The organism is Celeribacter sp. (assembly GCF_048266405.1).
Lineage (GTDB): Bacteria > Pseudomonadota > Alphaproteobacteria > Rhodobacterales > Rhodobacteraceae > Celeribacter.
Map to the genome: position 1 here is coordinate 604,203 of NZ_JBLWZO010000001.1, position 16,606 is coordinate 620,808.

The window sequence follows — 16,606 nt, forward strand, 5'->3', positions numbered from 1 at the left end:
AAGGGCGGCAACAAACCGCCCTTGACGCCTTAACCCTTTCAAGAGGCCTCATTCCTTCCTATATCTGGAGGAATAACGATCGCGTGAGGGAAAGAGACGCACGGATGAGTGACAGTAAGTTTTCAAAACTGGCCTACTACCTTTTGGTGGCGCTAACCTTTTACGCAACGATCAAAGCGCAGGGAATGTGAGCATGGCCAAACGCTACGGCTCTACCTTTTCACCCGAGGACAACGCCACCACGACGACGCCCTCCTCGGCCCCCACCGACAAACGCCCGTTTGACGGCAAGCGCCCCACGCATGTCGGAGCACGCTCGAACCTGTTGTTCTTCGCCGCGATCCCTTTGGCATGGAAAGCCTTTCAGGCCGACCCTGAGACGATGGCGGGCTATCTCGCCGCATTGGGCTGTCTTGTCGGAGCAGGATTCCTGACCCGCGAAGGATTAAAAGCCCAAGAGGCCTATGAAGCCCGCAAAGTCTCCCGCCGCCCTGCGTTTCCGCGCAAAATTTTCGGCTCACTCCTCACTGGCCTCGGTCTTGGCCTTGTCGGGTGGTTCGGTTGGGGTGTGGCCGAAACGGTGATTTTTGCCGTTCTCGGAACGATTTTGCACAGTCTCGCCTTTGGCCTTGATCCGCTCAAAAACAAAGGCATGGACGGGATCGACACCTTTCAACAAGACCGCGTGGCGCGCGTTGTGGATGAGGCCGAGGGACATCTCGAAATCATGCACCAAGCGATGCTGCGCACCCGCGACCGCGAAGCACAGCGTCGTCTGGATCAATTCATCACCACCGCCCGCACCATGTGCCGCACCGTAGAGGAAGACCCCCGCGATCTCACCGCCGCCCGCAAATATTTGGGCGTCTACTTATTGGGCGCACGGGATGCGACCACCAAATTCGTGGACCTGTGGGAGCGCTCGCGCAATGCCGAGGCGCGAAGCTCATGGTTTGCACTCTTGGACGATCTGGAGGCGAACTTTGCAGCCCGCACAGACAAGCTCCTCATTGATAACAAAACCGATCTCGACATTGAGATCGACGTGCTTCGCGAACGATTGTCTCGCGAAGGCATCCGCTAAACACAAGCCACGGCGCGCACTGCATGACACGCCGGGCCAAAAGAATTAAACATTACACATCCATATCGGACGAAGGGTAAACACATGTCGGACACCGTGCGCCAGAAGGCAGAAGCAACACTCAAAGACGTCGAAGAAATCACCGCGGTGGTTCTTCCTGAACCTAAAGGCGAATTGGTACCTGTGCGCGGCAAAGATGCGCCCGCCGCCGAAGACGTCAAACGTGCGATGGCCGAAATCGACATGACCGACACGGGCTCCATCGTTCGCTTTGGCTCGGGCGCTCAGGCCGAATTGCAAGAAATCTCCCAATCCATGCTCGCTGAAGTCCGTAACAAGGACGTTGGCCCCGCAGGTGACAGCCTGCGCAGCATCGTCTCCACCATTCGCGGCTTCTCCGTCTCCGAACTAGACGTGCGCCGCGAACGGTCATGGTGGGAAAAACTGTTGGGACGCGCCGCCCCCATGGCGAAATTCATCGCTCGTTTCGAGACTGTTCAGGAACAGATCGACAAGATCACCGACAATCTCCTGAGCCACGAGCACAAGCTGCTCAAAGACGTCAAATCGCTCGACATTCTCTACGCGAAAACACTGGCCTTCTACGACGAACTGGCCGTCTACATCCGCGCGGGCGAGAAAAAGCTTCAAGAACTCGACACCAAAACCATCCCTGCCAAGGAGATGAAGGTCAACGCCGCCGCCGAGGAAAAGCAGGTGATGCTGGCGCAGGAATTGCGCGATCTGCGTTCGGCACGTGACGACCTCGAACGTCGCGTTCACGACCTCAAACTGACACGCCAAGTCACCATGCAATCCCTGCCCTCGATCCGCTTGGTGCAGGAAAATGACAAATCGTTGATCACGAAAATCAATTCCACACTTGTGAACACCGTTCCGCTTTGGGAAACGCAACTGGCCCAAGCCGTAACCATACAGCGGTCAGCCGAAGCCGCCAATGCGGTGCGAGAGGCCAATGATCTAACCAACGAGTTGTTGACCTCAAACGCCAAGAACCTGCGCCAAGCGAACAAGGTTGTGCGCGAGGAAATGGAGCGCGGCGTGTTCGACATCGAAGCCGTCAAAACGGCCAATGCCGAGTTGATCGCCACCATTGAGGAAAGCCTCCAAATCGCCGACGAGGGCAAGCGCAAACGCGCCTCCGCTGAAGAAGAGCTTAAGAAAATGGAAGGCGAGCTGCGTGATGCTCTGGCCTCTGCCAAATCCAAGAGCACGGGCACAGGCGACAACGCAGCCACGTCCGTTCCGTCCTGATATGGGCGGCAGCGGGATCATGAAAACGGTGGGTGCGGGCGCGGTGGCGCTCGCCCTAAGCGCCTGCGTGGCGTCTGTCCCTCCGCAATCGGCTCCAACGCCGCGCCCTGCAGGCGTGCCTTCATCTACACCCGCCCCGTCAACCCCAGCCACCCGCTCGGCGGCAAGCCTTGAAATGTCGCGCTATTACGCCAAGGTCCAAGCAGACCTGTTGCGCAACGAATTGATGCGCACCGATGGCGGCGGGCCAGACACGCCCTTTGGCGCGCGACAGTTGGCCACCAATTTCGAGGCCATTGCGCTTAACGACGAATATACAGATGTGGGCGGACACTATGTGGCCCGCACCCAGAGCTCGTCCTTACACAAATGGAATATCCCAGTGCGGCTCGGGCTTGAATTCGGGGCCTCTGTCCCCGAAGCCCAACGCGCCAAGGACCGAGCCACATTGAGTGCATTGAGCGCACAATTGGGACGCGCCACGGGTCACCCCATTTCCGTCTCGGACCGCCCGAATTTCCATGTGCTTGTCCTCAACGAAGACGAGCGCCGCGCCGCTGCTCCCCGCCTCACGCAACTGATCCCCGGTCTGCCAAAGGCAGCGATCCGTTCGGTCGTTAACATGCCCTCCTCGGCCTACTGCCTCGTGATTGCTTCCGATCCTGACGATGACGGCGCCTACACCACCGCCGTAGCGGTTATTCGCGGCGAACACCCCGACCTTATGCGCAAATCCTGCTTCCACGAGGAAATCGCACAGGGGCTTGGCCTGGCCAATGACAGCCCCCGCGCGCGCCCGTCCATCTTCAACGATGACGAGGAATTCGCGCTGCTCACGCGTCACGACGAATTGCTTTTGCGCATCCTATACGACGACCGGCTAAAAGCCGGCATGCCACCCGACACTGCCCGCGTCATTGCGACCCAAATCGCACGCGAATTGATGGGCGAATCTTCATAAGACAGGAGTCCGACATGGGAATTTTCGATTTTCTTTCCGGCGAATTTATCGACGTCATTCACTGGGTCGACGACAGCCGTGACACGATGGTCTGGCGCTTTGAGCGCGAAGCCCATGAGATCAAATACGGGGCCAAACTGACCGTGCGCGAGGGCCAAGCAGCCGTATTCGTACATGAAGGACAGTTGGCGGACGTGTTTACCCCCGGTCTCTATATGCTTGAGACCAACAACATGCCGATCCTGACGACACTCAACCATTGGGATCACGGGTTCAAATCACCGTTCAAATCGGAAATTTATTACGTCAACACCACCCGTTTCGGCAATCTCAAATGGGGTACCAAAAACCCGATCATGTGCCGCGACCCCGAGTTTGGCCCCGTGCGCATCCGCGCCTATGGCACCTACGCGGTCAAAGTGTCGGACCCTGCGCGGTTCCTCACCGAAATCGTCGGCACGGACGGCGAATTCACGATGGACGAGATCAGCTACCAGATCCGCAACATCATCGTTCAGGCCTTTTCGCGCATCATCGCAAGCAGCGGTATTCCCGTGCTTGATATGGCGGCCAATACCGCCGATCTGGGCAAATTGGTCGCCACAGAAATCTCCGCGATCGTGGCAGAATACGGGCTGACAATCCCTGAGTTTTACATCGAAAACATCTCGCTGCCCGATGCCGTTGAGGCAGCGTTGGACAAGCGCACCTCGATGGGCATTGTCGGCAATCTCGACAACTACATGAAGTTCTCCGCCGCCGATGCCATGAGTGCAGGCGACAGCGCAATGGCCTCCGGCATGGGCGCGGGTCTTGGTGCGGGGATGGGCATGGCGATGGCCACGCAATCGGCACAAAACGCGGGCGTTCAGTCTGGCGGACTTGCTGGCCCTTGGGGCCCACGTCCCACCACAGCTGCTCAGACACCGCCCCCGCCCCCTGTTGAGCATGTCTGGCACATTGCTGAAAACGGCACCACGACAGGACCGTTCTCCAAGGCCGAGATGGGTCAGAAGGTCGCCAGTGGCGCACTCACACGCGACAGCCATGTCTGGACCCCAGGTCAGGACGGCTGGCTCAAGGCCGACGAGGTAACGGAGTTGGCGCAACTGTTCACCATCGCACCACCGCCCCCACCACCTCCAGGCGCGTAAGCACACGCTCCTGCGCGGCCTAAACCATCCCAGCACGCACACGCGGCCCCTAAAGGTCGCGTGTCGATACTATTCGTCACCACAAGACTGAACGGTCTGACCGAAGAGGCCCCTCCATGCAAACCCAAGTGCGCCGCTCCGCAAAGGCCGCCATCGCCCCCGAGAGCGAAGCCGTCGAGCAGATCGCACTGGCTCTGATGGGCGTTGGCACCCTGCCCGAGGCGCGGTTGGCGGTGACAGCGACATGGGATCGCTCGGATGCGCCCTGTGCCGTGGGGCGTGATGTTATTGTGGCAGCCCTCGCCGACAACGAAGCCCCTGTCTCTATCACCATCGACCAAGTGGTCACACATGGCAAAGCGGGCACAGTCTCAGGCCGTCTCACCCGCGACGGATCAGGCACGCATCTGTTTTGCCACATCATCCGATTTACCACCGCCCAATGCCATGACATTGCGCAACTGGTGAGCTTTGAACAACGTGAACGTTAAACGCCGCAACCCCATTGCGACCCGCCGCAACTGTGCTGACTTGCAGCCGCACTCGGACGCGGGCATCTTACAGCGGTATTCGAGTAGACGGATTGACACATGACCCGTGATCTAACCCCAGATGAGCCAACGCCTGTTGTTGAGGACCACCGCTTTCCCTGCGGCACATGTGGCGCAGACATGCGCTTTGCGCCTGAAAGCGGCGATCTGGCCTGTGATCACTGCGGGGCCCACGAGGCCCTTGATCGGGACGCGGCGCTGCCACTGCGCGAGCTTGATTACCGCACGGCCCTATCGGCAGAGCTTCCCGCTCAGGACATCGTAGAATCCCGCATGTCCGAATGCCCCAACTGTGGGGCGCGGGTCGAATTTAGCGACACGGTCCACGCGGCCCAGTGCCCCTATTGCGCCACCCCCGTCGTTACAGACACGGGGATGCACCGCCAGATCAAACCCCGCGGCCTATTGCCCTTTGCCTTAACCGAGCCACAGGCCCATGACGCCATGTCCGATTGGCTCGGACGACTATGGTTTGCGCCCAATGGCCTGAGAAAATACGCACGCAAAGGTCGGAAACTCGACGGGATCTACGTCCCCTACTGGACCTTTGATGCCGACACGTCATCACAATATAGCGGCCAACGTGGCGACGATTATTACGTCACCCGCACTGTCAGACGAAATGGCGAGACCAAGACGATCCGCCAACGCAAAACGCGCTGGAGCAACAGGTCGGGCCATGTCGCACGGTTTTTTGACGACATCTTGGTGCTCGCCTCCCACGCCTTGCCGCGCAAATACACACAAGGGTTGGAACCGTGGGATCTCTCGGAAATGGAGCCCTATGTGCCTGATTACCTCGCGGGGTTTCGCTCGGAAGCCTATTCGGTGACGATCGACGAGGGCTTTGCCGCCGCTCGCGAGCATATGGACCGTGTGATTTTACGCGATGTGAAATTTGACATCGGTGGCGACCGCCAGCGGGTTCACAACATCCAGACCCAAGTCCGCGCTGTCACGTTCAAGCATATCCTGCTGCCCGTCTGGATGGCCGCATACAAGTATCGTGGCAAGACATACCGTTTTGTCGTTAACGGCCGCACGGGGCGGGTTCAGGGCGAGCGCCCCTATTCGGCATGGAAAATCGCCTTTGCGGCCTTAGGCGTCGCGCTGCTTGCGGGTGCTGTCGGCTATCTGATCGCAATCAACCAACCTCCGCAATAAATCTACACGACAGCACGGCAAGTGAGCAATTGCTCGCCACCAACGTTATTGCTCAAGAACTGCTTGCGTTGATAGCGGTAACAGAATTAGAACGAAGTCCAAATTCAACGAGGAGAACAACATGATCCTTTGTGCAGGCGAAGCTCTGATCGACATGCTGCCGCGTCAGTCCACGCAGGGCGAAGATGCCTATGCCCCCTATGCAGGCGGCGCGGTATTCAATACCGCCATCGCCTTGGGGCGCCTCGGCGCACAAACGGGGTTCTTTTCGGGGTTCTCAAACGACTTCTTTGGCGAGTTGTTGAAATCCAAACTGGCCGAAAGCGAGGTTGATGCCTCCCTATCCGTGACGGCAGATCGCCCCTGTACGGTGGCCTTTGTCAAACTCGTAAACGGGCATGCAACATACGCATTTTACGACGAAAACACCGCAGGGCGGATGCTATCGCAAGATGATCTGCCTGCCCTGCCTGACACGGTTAACGCGCTGTTCTGTGGCGGGATTTCCTTGCCTGTTGAACCCTGCGGCGCAGCCTATGAAGCCCTGTTCGCACAGGCGGCCCCCACATGCGTCACCATGATAGATCCGAACATTAGACCTGGATTTATTAGCGACGAGCCGCGTTTTCGTGCACGTATCGAACATTTGCTATCGCTTGCCGATATCGTCAAAGTCTCCGACGAAGACCTGATCTGGCTGATGGGAGACGGCGATATCGAGGCCCATATCCAGACCCTTTTGACCCAAGGACCGAAACTTGTTTGCCTCACCGAGGGCAGCGAGGGCGTGCGCGGGTTCACATCCACGGGCAAGGTCGTTCAGGTCAAGGCCAACAAGGTTGAGGTCGTCGATACGGTCGGCGCGGGCGACACCTTCAACGCGGGACTTCTGGCCTCTTTGGACGCGGCAGGAAAACTGACCAAAGACGCCGTGGCCGATCTTGATGAGGACAGCATCCGCGCGGCCTTATCGCTGGGCTCTCAAGCCGCCGCGATCACTGTATCGCGGGCGGGTGCCAATCCGCCGTGGAAATCTGAACTTTGAGAGCGCTCGTCCAACGGGTCAGCGAGGCCAGTGTCCGTGTCGACGGGGCCGTCGTCGGCCAATGCGGTGCGGGTCTATTGGTACTGGTCTGCGCGATGCGTGGCGACACCACAGCGCAGGCAGACAAGCTCGCCACAAAAATCTCCAAGCTGCGGATATTCCAAGACGATGCGGGAAAAATGAACCTTAGCCTACGTGACGTCGGCGGCAGCGCCCTTGTCGTGAGCCAGTTCACATTGGCCGCAGACACCAAAGGCAACCGCCCTGGATTTTCCACAGCCTCCCCGCCCGATGAGGGCAAGGCGCTTTATGAACACTTCACCGCGTCGCTTCGGGCTGCGGGCGTTCCAAGCGAAACAGGTGTCTTCGGCGCGGACATGAAAGTATCTCTGATCAACGATGGGCCTGTGACAATCTGGTTAGATACCGAGACGTAATTTACGCCTCCTCCTCAGTTTTCTCATCGCCCTCAAAATCCTTGAGCGGGAAAATAATACGCATCACATATTCATCCGCGCCATCCTCGACCTCTAGCGTCCCTTCAAGCTGCGCGGTGAAGGCCGCGATCAGTTGAGTGCCAAGCCCTGTGCCTTCCGGCACACTACACGCCAAGGTCACATCGCCTTTGGTGTTGCGGATTTCGAGCATCCCTGTCGCCTCGTCCACCTTGCGCAGCGTCACCTCCAAGGCAATCGCATCTGCACTTGACGCTCCGGCATATTTCATTGCGTTTCCAAGCGCTTCTGAGGTTACGAGCGACAAGGGAACGGCCTGGTCCGGGTAAACGATCACGGGTTCAAACGTCTCTTTGACCGAAAACGATCTCTCCTCCATGCGGCCCGCGGCGATCACACTTTGCGCGATGGTTTTGATCAATTCATCACCACGCACACGGCCCTGCATCGAAGTCTCGTAGAGGTTGCGGTGAACCGTTGCGATACCCAAAACGCGACCTTGGATATTGCGCAAAGCCTCGCGGACCTCTTCGGATGGGGCCTTGCGGATCTTCATGTTCAAAATCGACGAGACCAGTTGCAGGTTGTTTTTGACGCGGTGATGCACCTCGCGCAACAGCACGGTCTTGTCGTGAATAGCATCTTCGAGTTCGGCCTCATCATGCAGAATGCTCGTGGCCAACCGGTTCCATGTCTCTTCGATTTCGCGGAATTCAGCGGCAGGCATGATATCCATTGATGTCGGCTCCAAGCGACGGGAGCGCATAAACAACAGCATCCGCGCGCGCAGGTTGCGCGTAGGCTGGATGACCTGACTGCGGATCGCCACATAGGCGACAACGAGGCTAGCCACCCACATCAATACGGGAAACAAAAGCTGCACACTTGCGGCCAAGCGATTCCAAGTGAACCCCAATTCAGCCGCATCCCAACTGCCCAATCCATAGACCAGCCCCGGGACAATGGGCACAAATGCAAAGACGCGCCGTTGGCCGTCCGCCGTCATTGCCGTAAACGCATGTTGGCGACCACCGACAAAAGACTGAAGCGAACGACCAACAGGAATATGACTTTCCACATCGGTCAAGCCGTTTTCTGAAGACAGCAATTCACCGTTACGGTTGAACGTGATGAGATCAATCGGGCGGTCCTTGGTCATTTTTTTCAACCGCCGGTATAGGTTGTAGTGCGGCAAGGAGACCACGGTATACCCCTGATAGGTGCCATCACTTGCCCAAACAGGGTGAGCCACAACAATCACAGAGGTTTCGGAGAAGGGCGCGTTCAGGTTCACGGTGGTGTGCGGAACGGGATTTTTGGCCATGTTTTGCGCCAAATCGACCATAGTTGTCTGCGCGCGCGTGCCGTTCGAGCTGCACACGAATGCACCATCATTGCTCACATACCCAGCAAAGGAAAACTGGTTGGATGACGTCACAAAAGCATTCAGGAAGGAATCGCACACCTCCCCTTCCTTCTCGCTGTCTTCCCCGAGCAATTTGGGAACCAATGCCGCAATGGTTTCAGCCACGCCAAGCCCCGAACGCATCAACCCCTCTTCGGCCGACGCCGCTTCGGAGGTGAGCGCCAACAGATTGCTTTCCGACTGGGACCGGTTTTCACGCAACAGCCCTGCCGTCTGGGCAAAGGCGATCACGCCAACGGGTAGCAAAACGACCGCAAGGATCGCAGAAACGCGAACGGCCAAACTGTCCGCACGGCGCCGCAGACGGGTGATCATGAGCTATACCGTGACGAAATCATCTGGTCCGAAACCACTGCAAGTGTCGATTTATCCGTCATGTCCATTGTTTCGTTTTCCGAGAGGTTCAACAATTCAGCCAAACGCAAACGACCACGGTTCACGCGGCTTTTTATCGTGCCCACAGCGACGCCACAGGTCTCGGCGGCCTCGTCATAGGTAAACCCGCCGCCGCCCACGAGGATCAGAGCCTCGCGTTGTTCATCGGGCAATTGCGAAAAGGCAGCTTGGAAATCGCGCATGGCAAGTTTGCCATCGTGAGAGGGTTTGACCGACAGTGTCGCAGCCATTGCACCATCGACATCCGCCACTTCGCGTTTGGATTTGCGACGACCGGAATAAAACGTATTGCGCAAAATGGTAAACAACCATGCCCGCATATTGGTGCCATCTTCAAACTTTTCGATGTTGGTCCATGCTTTCACGATCGTATCCTGAACCAAATCATCCGCCGCAGCGCCGTTGCGGGTCAATGAGAGCGCAAAGGCCCGCATTGGCCCCAAATGTTGGGTGATTTCGTCACGTGGGTCTTTAGAGGAAGCGGAAGCTTTGTCGGGGGCAACTTTGCCAGTGTCACGCCCGCTCATTGCTCTGCGCCATCATCAGGCGTATCATCACCCGTAGACTGTTCGGCATCCTGTGCCTTGAGTTGCGCCAGGAGTTGCGCAAAGCGATCCGGAACATCTTCTTCTACGGTTGCTTCGTAGACCTTGCGAAGATTTTCCTCAATCTGATCATTCAGATTGGATTTCATATTTCTTTGCGTCATTCGGGTGTCCTAGAAAACTTTTTTCAACGGCTTAGGAACTAAACTCGAAGCTAAGGCGTTTAGTTCCCGAGAAAAGCAAAAAAATTAGGTGAGATAATGACCAACACCACAGCGAACGCAGGAGCCTCCGCAAGCTTCGCCGACGTAATTGCGCAAAACCTGCCGTACCTACGCCGCTACGCGCGTGCGCTCACGGGCAGTCAGAACAGCGGCGATGCATATGCTGCGGCGACGTTGGAGGCGCTCATCTCCGACCGCTCCACGGCTGAGGGGACGTCGAACACCAAAGTCGCCCTGTTTCGCGCCTTTCACCTGATCTGGAACAGCGCAGGTGCGCCGGTTGCCGAGGAAAACAGCGACCTTGCCCGTCGCGCCCAGCAACACCTCAAGTCACTGACACCAAACTCGCGTGAAGCCCTTTTGCTCTCCACAATCGAGAGCTTTTCGCATTCAGAGATCGCGGAGATTATGGAAATCGACCAAGCCGAGGTCGAAGCCCTGCTCAACTCTGCGCGCACCGAAATGGAAGATAGCATTGCGGGCCGCATTCTCATTATCGAGGACGAAGCCATCATTGCGCTCGACCTGCAATCCATTGTCTCCGATATGGGCCACGAGATCACGGGTGTGGGCCGGACAGCCTCCGGCGCCGTCACACTGGCGGAGAAAGAAAAGCCCGATCTCATCTTGTCGGACATCCAATTGGCCGATGGCTCCTCTGGCATCGACGCGGTCAACGAAATCCTCAAGAGCGCGGGCGATATTCCTGTGATTTTCATCACCGCATTCCCCGAGCGCCTGTTGACGGGCGACCGCCCCGAACCTGCCTTTGTGATCACCAAGCCCTACTCGGAAGAGCAGGTGCAATCTGCGGTGAGCCAAGCGATGTTCTTTGCCTCGACCGAAACGCTTCACGCCTAGAACGCACGCGTCCGCTTCGACAGCCAACACCCCGCAGACCTATCTGCGGGGTGTTTTCTTTTGCACTGTTTTAAAGCGGTGGCTTGCCACGCACGGCGCGCGCGACCATCGCGATGACGAACAGCAACAAGAAGACAAAGAATATAACTTGCGCGATTCCGACCGAGGCAGAGGCGATCCCCCCAAAGCCAAAAAGACCCGCTATGAGTGCCACAACAAGGAATGTAAGTGCCCAACCAAGCATTGGTATTCTCCTTTTATTCTATTGGGTTACGCTGCACGCTTTGAACGCGCTATCTGGTAACTCAACCCGTGGGAGGCACATCGGGTTCCAAAATATCTTTTTCCGAAAGAGCGGAACATGTGGCTAAGACGCCGCGTTGGATTGGTGAAGCAATCGAAAAGGAGAAGTTCAAATGGCACGCGCTACAGCCTCTACCAAAGACGTCACCACTCAAGATCTTCAAGACCAGATTACCGCCCTCAAAGAGGACATCCATACTCTGACCGAGACCCTGAGTTCAAAGGCACAGGACAATGGACAGGCGCTCAAACAAAGCGCGCAAGTGGCCTTTGACGCAGCCAAAGCCAAGGGCGCGGAGCAGGCCGAAGTCATGCAAAAACACGCACAAGCCACCTATGAACAGGTCGAGGACAAAGTGCGCGACAACCCATCTGCCTCTGTTGGCATTGCTGCCGGTTTGGGCTTTCTCGCGGGTCTTGTCGCGGCGCGTCGCTAAGGACCGCGCGATGTTTGACCACCTCAAATATGCTGCCAAAGACACCGCCCGTCGCGCCGCTATTGGCGCGCTCGGCTCGGTCCTTGTGGCGGTTGGCGTGGTGATGTTGACCGTCTCGGCATGGTTCGCGCTTTTGCTCGTCACAACGCCTGCCATCGCGGCGCTGATCCTTGGCGGCGGCTATACGGGCGTTGGGCTTGTGATCTTGGGCCTGAGTGGCTCGCGGTCGCAACGTCGACCTCACGCGGCACAGACTGCGGCCTCCGCTCCACCTGCCGACCCGATGGACCGCCTCACCTCCGCCTTTTTGCAAGGGATGGAAACAGGCGCACAGATGGGCGCGCGTAAGCACTGATCCATGACAAATCTCACGAAGAACGCCGCCCTGAATGGGGCGGCGTTTTGTATGTCGGCTTTGCGTCGGGCATCTGTCGGGCATCTGTCGGGCAACGTGACAGACGCCACCTCGACAGCAAATCACATCAGATCCGGAAAAACGGTTGAAGCAAGCGCGGGACCAGCGAATTGAATTTGAGCGGCGCATCGGCGGCAGCCAGACAAATGCAGACCTCGCCCGCTTCGGCAATCGGCGTGTGCTCGAGATCGTCATCGGCCACTTCGCAGTCGCCCCGCCCGAACCGTCCCGTCTCATCGCAAAACGCGCCTTGCAACACGAGGGTCATCTCCAACCCGCCGTGTCCATGGTCGGGCATCGCCATCCCCGGATTGATCTGCAACAGGCGCAGCGATCCTTGGTCGTCGTCAGACAGAATGCATTGCTTTGCCCCGGGGCCAAGCGAGCGCCATTTCGGTGCCTTGCCCGCCAAAGCCTCAACCACAGGCGCGGGGAACGGACCTTGCGCGGCGAAATGTGGCTCGGGGGCGACCTCTTCGTCGAGCTGGGCCAACACGCGGTCGCGCAGCGCATCACCCACCTCGATCGGCTCGAAGTCGGCAAGGAGCGCACCGCCGACGGCCTCATGCGCGGCCAGCGAGGCGCGGCACGTCTCGCACAGCGACACATGGGCCGCAACGACCAAGGCAAACGGCTTGGGCAAAGAGCCCGCGACATAGGAGGCCAAAAGCGCCTCAGGGATATGGTGACGGATACCGCTCATCGGCTACCGCGCTCCTTTCAGTTCATGCCGCAGCCGTTCGAGGCCGAGGCGGATACGGGACTTGATCGTGCCAAGCGGCAGTCCCGTCTGTGTTTGAATTTCAGCGTGCGTCAGCTCACCGAGATAGGCTTTCTCGACCAAATCGCGCTGCTCCGGTTTCAGCGTGGCCAAAGCGGCGCGTAACTTGCTCGCCTCTTGTTCCATCGCCACCACCTGTTCGGCGTGTTCGCCCGTGGTCTCTGGCGTGGCCAGTTCCTCGGGCACGGGACGGCGCTCCTTGCGGATGATGTCGATATGGCGGTTGCGGGCGATTTGAAACACCCACCCTGCCACATCGGCACGTTCGGGATTGAAACTGCCCGCTTTGCGCCACACCGATAGCATCGCATCTTGCACGATGTCGTCGGCCTGCGCCGCAGAGCATCCCGACTTCATCATCATCCCGCGCATCCGTGGCGCGAAATAATCAAACAAGGCGCAAAAGGCCGCGCGATCACGTTGATCACGCACGGCAAGCATCCATTGCGTCTGCTCCGAATAGACTGTTGGCTCGGTGTCTTGCACGCGGGCCTCCCCCTGAGGCGCAATCAGCAAACGCGCGCCCTCAAGAATGGCGGGGGACACATCGACTGAAGCTTTATGTTCATGGGTCAGCATATCTCTCTTACGGGGCACGTCGAGAGTTGGATCAGTCTAAGGCCAACTTTTTTGGGTGGCGTGGCGTCAGCGAGGAAATGATTTGACCTATGAGTGATCCGATCTAAGCGACCGTGCGTAACTGTGGTATGTTAAACAAAATTGAGAGTGCCCATGTCCTTTGATGCCGTCCCGTTTCCCCGTCCGCGTATCGCCATCATCGGCTCGGGTATTTCCGGCCTTGCCACCGCCTATCTGCTTGCCGAACCCCATGACGTCACCGTCTATGAATCCGAGGCGCGCTTGGGCGGTCATGCGCGCACCGTCATGGCAGGGCTGCGGGGTGATCAACCTGTGGACACGGGCTTTATCGTGTTCAACTACGCCAACTATCCGCATCTGACCGCGATGTTTGCCGATCTGGGTGTGCCTGTGATCCCCTCGGACATGTCCTTTGGCGCGAGCATTGATAACGGGCGTATTGAATACGGGCTCAACGACCTGAGTGCGCTCTTCGGTCAACGCCGCAACATTGCACGGCCCGCGTTCTTGCGCATGGTCCGTGATATTCTCAAGTTCAACGCCAAGGCCGAATCCCGCGTCGATGATGAGACCACGACCATTGGCGAGCTGATTTCCGAGATGGGCTTGGGCAGGGAATTTCGCGACCATTACCTCATGCCGATTTGCGGCGCGATCTGGTCCACCTCTGTGCAGGACATTTCCGCCTATCCCGCCGCGTCCTTGCTGCGCTTTTTCCGCAATCACGCGCTGCTCTCTGCCACGGGACAGCATCAATGGTGGACCGTCAAAGGCGGCTCGATTGAATATGTGCGCCGCCTTGAGGCGCATCTACGGGCCAAGGGCGTGACGTTCCATCTCAACGCGCCCGTCAAGAGCGTGTCGCGCAATGGCGTCCACGTCACGATCCACGCCAAGGACCGCCCCGCCGACAGCTTTGACCAAGTGGTCTTTGCCTGCCATTCGGATCAAGCCCTCGCGATGTTGGACTTCTGCACGCCGCAAGAAAACCACGCCCTCGGCAATCTGCGCTATCAACCCAACCGCGTGATTTTGCACCGCGACACCGCGCAAATGCCCAAACGCAAAGCCTGTTGGTCAAGCTGGGTCTACAAGGCCGACACCAACACGCAGGCCACCCGATTGGGCGTGACCTATTGGATGAACCGTTTGCAATCCATTCCCGAAAGTGATCCGCTCTTTGTCACGCTCAATCCCGCCCACGAGGTGCCACAAGAGATGATCTATGACGAGGCGACGTTTCATCACCCCGTCTTTGACACCGCCGCCCTCGCCGCCCAACACGAGATTGCCGCGATCCAAGGCGACAACCGCACGTGGTTCGCAGGGGCCTATCTGCGCCACGGGTTTCACGAGGACGGGTTCCATTCCGCCGTTCAGGTCGCCGACGCAATGAAGGCACAGATCAACGTGCCAATGGCGGCCGAATGAGCACACGCCCCGATCATATCGCGGGCCAAACGGTCCATGCGCGGCGCGGAGCCATAGGCAACGCCTTTCGCTATGGCGTCGATTTCGTGTTAATCGACCCCGACAGTGCGCGTGGTCCCGCGCTGTTTTCGCGCAATCGGTTCAACCTGTCTGCGGTGTATGACCGTGACCACGGCGGCCCCGTGGGACAGGGGCGCGGCACCGTCTGGGCGCGTGAGGTTTTCGCCGCCGAAGGCCTATGCGATCTGCGCATTGAGCTTTTGACCCAACCACGGTTCATGGGCTACGGGTTTAATCCCGTGAGCTTTTGGCTCGGGTGGCGAGGGGATGATCTGATCGCGGTCATCGCCGAGGTCTCCACCCCGTTTGGCGACCGCCATTCTTACCTGTGCACCACGCCAGATCATGCGCCCATCACCAAGGATCAGCGCATCACCGCCGCCAAGCACCTGCATGTCTCGCCCTTTCAAACCGTCGAAGGCCTGTATCACTTCAACTTCGACATTCGCCCCGACGGGATCGCCGTGCGCATCCTGCACGAGAATGGTGATGAGGGCGTGATCGCCACATTGAGCGGACCGCGCAACCCCTTGACCAACCGCAGTATTTTACGCGCCTACCTGCGCCGCCCGCTTGGCGCGTTTCGCACCACCGCCCTGATCCATTGGCAGGCGCTGATCCTCAAACTCAAGGGCGCGACCTACCGCCGCCAACCGCCCGCACCCAAGACCGAACTCACCAAATCAGGAGACCTGTAACCATGTCCGATCCGTTCGCAGGCAAAACTTGGTGGCTCATTGGCGCGTCCGAAGGATTGGGCCGCGCTTTGGCCGTGGCCATGGACAAACGCGGGGCGCGTCTCATCCTCTCCGCCCGCTCGAAAGACCCGCTGCGCTCGCTCGCCTCCGGCCTGTCCGATGCAACGGTTCTGCCGCTCGATGTCACCGACAGGGCGTCGGTGAGCGAGGCATGGGAACGCGCCTCTGACGCGGATGGGGTGCTCTATTGTGTAGGCGCCTACGAGCCGATGCCCGCCACCGCATGGGACGCCGATGCGGTGGAGATGATGATCGAGACGAATTTCACAGGCGCCGTGCGCGTGTTGTCCCATGTTGTCCCCAACTATGCCGCACGCGGTCAGGGACGGATCATGTTGATCGGTTCGCTATCGGGCTATCGCGGATTGCCCGACGCCATCGGATATGGGGCCTCAAAAGCCGCGCTGATGCATCTGGCCGAGAACCTGTTGATTGATCTCAAGGGCACGGGCGTCACGGTGCAAATGGCCAATCCCGGCTTTATCGACACCCGCCTGACCAAAAAGAACGCGTTCAAAATGCCGCAACTGATGCAGCCCGACACGGCCGCGGATCACGTCATCCGCGCCATCGACAAGGGGCGGTTCGAGACGGCCTTCCCGCGTCCGTTTTCTCTCCTCTTCACGCTTGGGCGGTTTTTGCCGCGCCGTTTGTTCAATCGCCTGTTCGCATGAGCGCAC

General features: G+C 58.5%; 20 protein-coding genes. 14 read left to right on the forward strand and 6 right to left on the reverse strand.

Going from position 1 to position 16,606, the window contains the following annotated elements; genetic code table 11:
• Positions 1 to 193: 193 nt before the first annotated feature.
• From ACN0TS_RS03120 to dtd, 8 genes are all read left to right on the forward strand, one after another.
• The gene (locus ACN0TS_RS03120; protein WP_417257840.1) at positions 194 to 1,084 is read left to right on the forward strand and encodes a 5-bromo-4-chloroindolyl phosphate hydrolysis family protein; all 891 of its coding nucleotides are present in this window, start codon (positions 194 to 196) and stop codon (positions 1,082 to 1,084) included.
• An 84-nt stretch (positions 1,085 to 1,168) separates the two neighbouring features.
• On the forward strand, positions 1,169 to 2,359 hold the full coding sequence (locus tag ACN0TS_RS03125) for a toxic anion resistance protein (RefSeq protein ID WP_417257841.1): 1,191 nt from the start codon (positions 1,169 to 1,171) through the stop codon (positions 2,357 to 2,359).
• A 19-nt stretch (positions 2,360 to 2,378) separates the two neighbouring features.
• A complete protein-coding gene (locus ACN0TS_RS03130; RefSeq protein WP_417257842.1) occupies positions 2,379 to 3,320 on the forward strand; it encodes a DUF2927 domain-containing protein in 942 nt (313 codons plus the stop codon).
• A 14-nt stretch (positions 3,321 to 3,334) separates the two neighbouring features.
• The gene (locus ACN0TS_RS03135; protein WP_417257843.1) at positions 3,335 to 4,474 is read left to right on the forward strand and encodes an SPFH domain-containing protein; all 1,140 of its coding nucleotides are present in this window, start codon (positions 3,335 to 3,337) and stop codon (positions 4,472 to 4,474) included.
• A gap of 116 nt (positions 4,475 to 4,590) precedes the next feature.
• Entirely contained in the window at positions 4,591 to 4,965 is a 375-nt protein-coding gene (locus ACN0TS_RS03140; protein ID WP_417257844.1) for a hypothetical protein, read from the forward strand.
• 99 nt (positions 4,966 to 5,064) lie between these two features.
• Entirely contained in the window at positions 5,065 to 6,189 is a 1,125-nt protein-coding gene (locus tag ACN0TS_RS03145; protein ID WP_417257845.1) for a primosomal protein N' (replication factor Y) - superfamily II helicase, read from the forward strand.
• A gap of 121 nt (positions 6,190 to 6,310) precedes the next feature.
• The gene (locus ACN0TS_RS03150; RefSeq protein ID WP_417257846.1) at positions 6,311 to 7,234 is read left to right on the forward strand and encodes a carbohydrate kinase family protein; all 924 of its coding nucleotides are present in this window, start codon (positions 6,311 to 6,313) and stop codon (positions 7,232 to 7,234) included.
• On the forward strand, positions 7,231 to 7,671 hold the full coding sequence (dtd, locus tag ACN0TS_RS03155) for a D-aminoacyl-tRNA deacylase (protein ID WP_417257847.1): 441 nt from the start codon (positions 7,231 to 7,233) through the stop codon (positions 7,669 to 7,671). The genes ACN0TS_RS03150 and dtd overlap by 4 nt, the downstream gene beginning before the upstream one ends.
• 1 nt (position 7,672) lies before the next feature.
• Here dtd and ACN0TS_RS03160 read toward each other — a convergent pair whose 3' ends face one another.
• The 3 genes from ACN0TS_RS03160 to ACN0TS_RS03170 are packed head-to-tail and all read right to left on the reverse strand — an operon-like array spanning position 7,673 to position 10,220.
• A complete protein-coding gene (locus tag ACN0TS_RS03160; protein ID WP_417257848.1) occupies positions 7,673 to 9,430 on the reverse strand; it encodes a sensor histidine kinase in 1,758 nt (585 codons plus the stop codon).
• Entirely contained in the window at positions 9,427 to 10,038 is a 612-nt protein-coding gene (locus ACN0TS_RS03165; RefSeq protein ID WP_417257849.1) for an RNA polymerase sigma factor, read from the reverse strand. Before ACN0TS_RS03165 ends, ACN0TS_RS03160 begins: the two co-directional genes overlap by 4 nt.
• A complete protein-coding gene (locus ACN0TS_RS03170; protein WP_417257850.1) occupies positions 10,035 to 10,220 on the reverse strand; it encodes a NepR family anti-sigma factor in 186 nt (61 codons plus the stop codon). The genes ACN0TS_RS03165 and ACN0TS_RS03170 overlap by 4 nt, the downstream gene beginning before the upstream one ends.
• 96 nt (positions 10,221 to 10,316) lie before the next feature.
• Here ACN0TS_RS03170 and ACN0TS_RS03175 point away from each other — a divergent pair, with 96 nt between their 5' ends.
• Positions 10,317 to 11,141: a response regulator gene (locus ACN0TS_RS03175; RefSeq protein ID WP_417257851.1), complete on the forward strand. Its 825-nt coding sequence runs from the start codon at positions 10,317 to 10,319 to the stop codon at positions 11,139 to 11,141.
• Between the two features lie 70 nt (positions 11,142 to 11,211).
• Here the strand turns inward: ACN0TS_RS03175 and ACN0TS_RS03180 are convergent, their stop codons facing one another.
• On the reverse strand, positions 11,212 to 11,385 hold the full coding sequence (locus tag ACN0TS_RS03180) for a DUF1328 domain-containing protein (RefSeq protein WP_417257852.1): 174 nt from the start codon (positions 11,383 to 11,385) through the stop codon (positions 11,212 to 11,214).
• Between the two features lie 172 nt (positions 11,386 to 11,557).
• Here ACN0TS_RS03180 and ACN0TS_RS03185 point away from each other — a divergent pair, with 172 nt between their 5' ends.
• Both ACN0TS_RS03185 and ACN0TS_RS03190 read left to right on the forward strand, forming a co-directional pair.
• Positions 11,558 to 11,881, forward strand: a complete 324-nt coding sequence (locus tag ACN0TS_RS03185) for a DUF883 family protein (RefSeq protein WP_417257853.1) — start codon at positions 11,558 to 11,560, stop codon at positions 11,879 to 11,881.
• 10 nt (positions 11,882 to 11,891) lie between these two features.
• Positions 11,892 to 12,236 carry a phage holin family protein gene (locus tag ACN0TS_RS03190; protein ID WP_417257854.1) on the forward strand — a complete coding sequence of 115 codons (345 nt, stop codon included), beginning with the start codon at positions 11,892 to 11,894 and terminating at the stop codon, positions 12,234 to 12,236.
• A gap of 127 nt (positions 12,237 to 12,363) precedes the next feature.
• Here the strand turns inward: ACN0TS_RS03190 and ACN0TS_RS03195 are convergent, their stop codons facing one another.
• Entirely contained in the window at positions 12,364 to 12,999 is a 636-nt protein-coding gene (locus tag ACN0TS_RS03195; protein ID WP_417257855.1) for a ChrR family anti-sigma-E factor, read from the reverse strand.
• A 3-nt stretch (positions 13,000 to 13,002) separates the two neighbouring features.
• Complete coding sequence (locus ACN0TS_RS03200; RefSeq protein WP_417258179.1) at positions 13,003 to 13,518, reverse strand: sigma-70 family RNA polymerase sigma factor; 516 nt, start codon at positions 13,516 to 13,518, stop codon at positions 13,003 to 13,005.
• Positions 13,519 to 13,809: 291 nt separating this feature from the next.
• Here ACN0TS_RS03200 and ACN0TS_RS03205 point away from each other — a divergent pair, with 291 nt between their 5' ends.
• From ACN0TS_RS03205 to ACN0TS_RS03215, 3 genes are read left to right on the forward strand one after another with little or no spacing between them, the layout of a single operon-like run.
• Positions 13,810 to 15,108 (forward strand): NAD(P)/FAD-dependent oxidoreductase, encoded by a 1,299-nt coding sequence (locus ACN0TS_RS03205; RefSeq protein WP_417257856.1) that lies wholly within the window; start codon positions 13,810 to 13,812, stop codon positions 15,106 to 15,108.
• Positions 15,105 to 15,866 carry a DUF1365 domain-containing protein gene (locus tag ACN0TS_RS03210; protein WP_417257857.1) on the forward strand — a complete coding sequence of 254 codons (762 nt, stop codon included), beginning with the start codon at positions 15,105 to 15,107 and terminating at the stop codon, positions 15,864 to 15,866. Before ACN0TS_RS03205 ends, ACN0TS_RS03210 begins: the two co-directional genes overlap by 4 nt.
• Before the next feature lie 2 nt (positions 15,867 to 15,868).
• Positions 15,869 to 16,600, forward strand: coding sequence for an SDR family NAD(P)-dependent oxidoreductase (locus tag ACN0TS_RS03215; protein ID WP_417257858.1), 732 nt, complete (start codon positions 15,869 to 15,871; stop codon positions 16,598 to 16,600).
• The last annotated feature ends 6 nt before the right edge of the window (positions 16,601 to 16,606 follow it).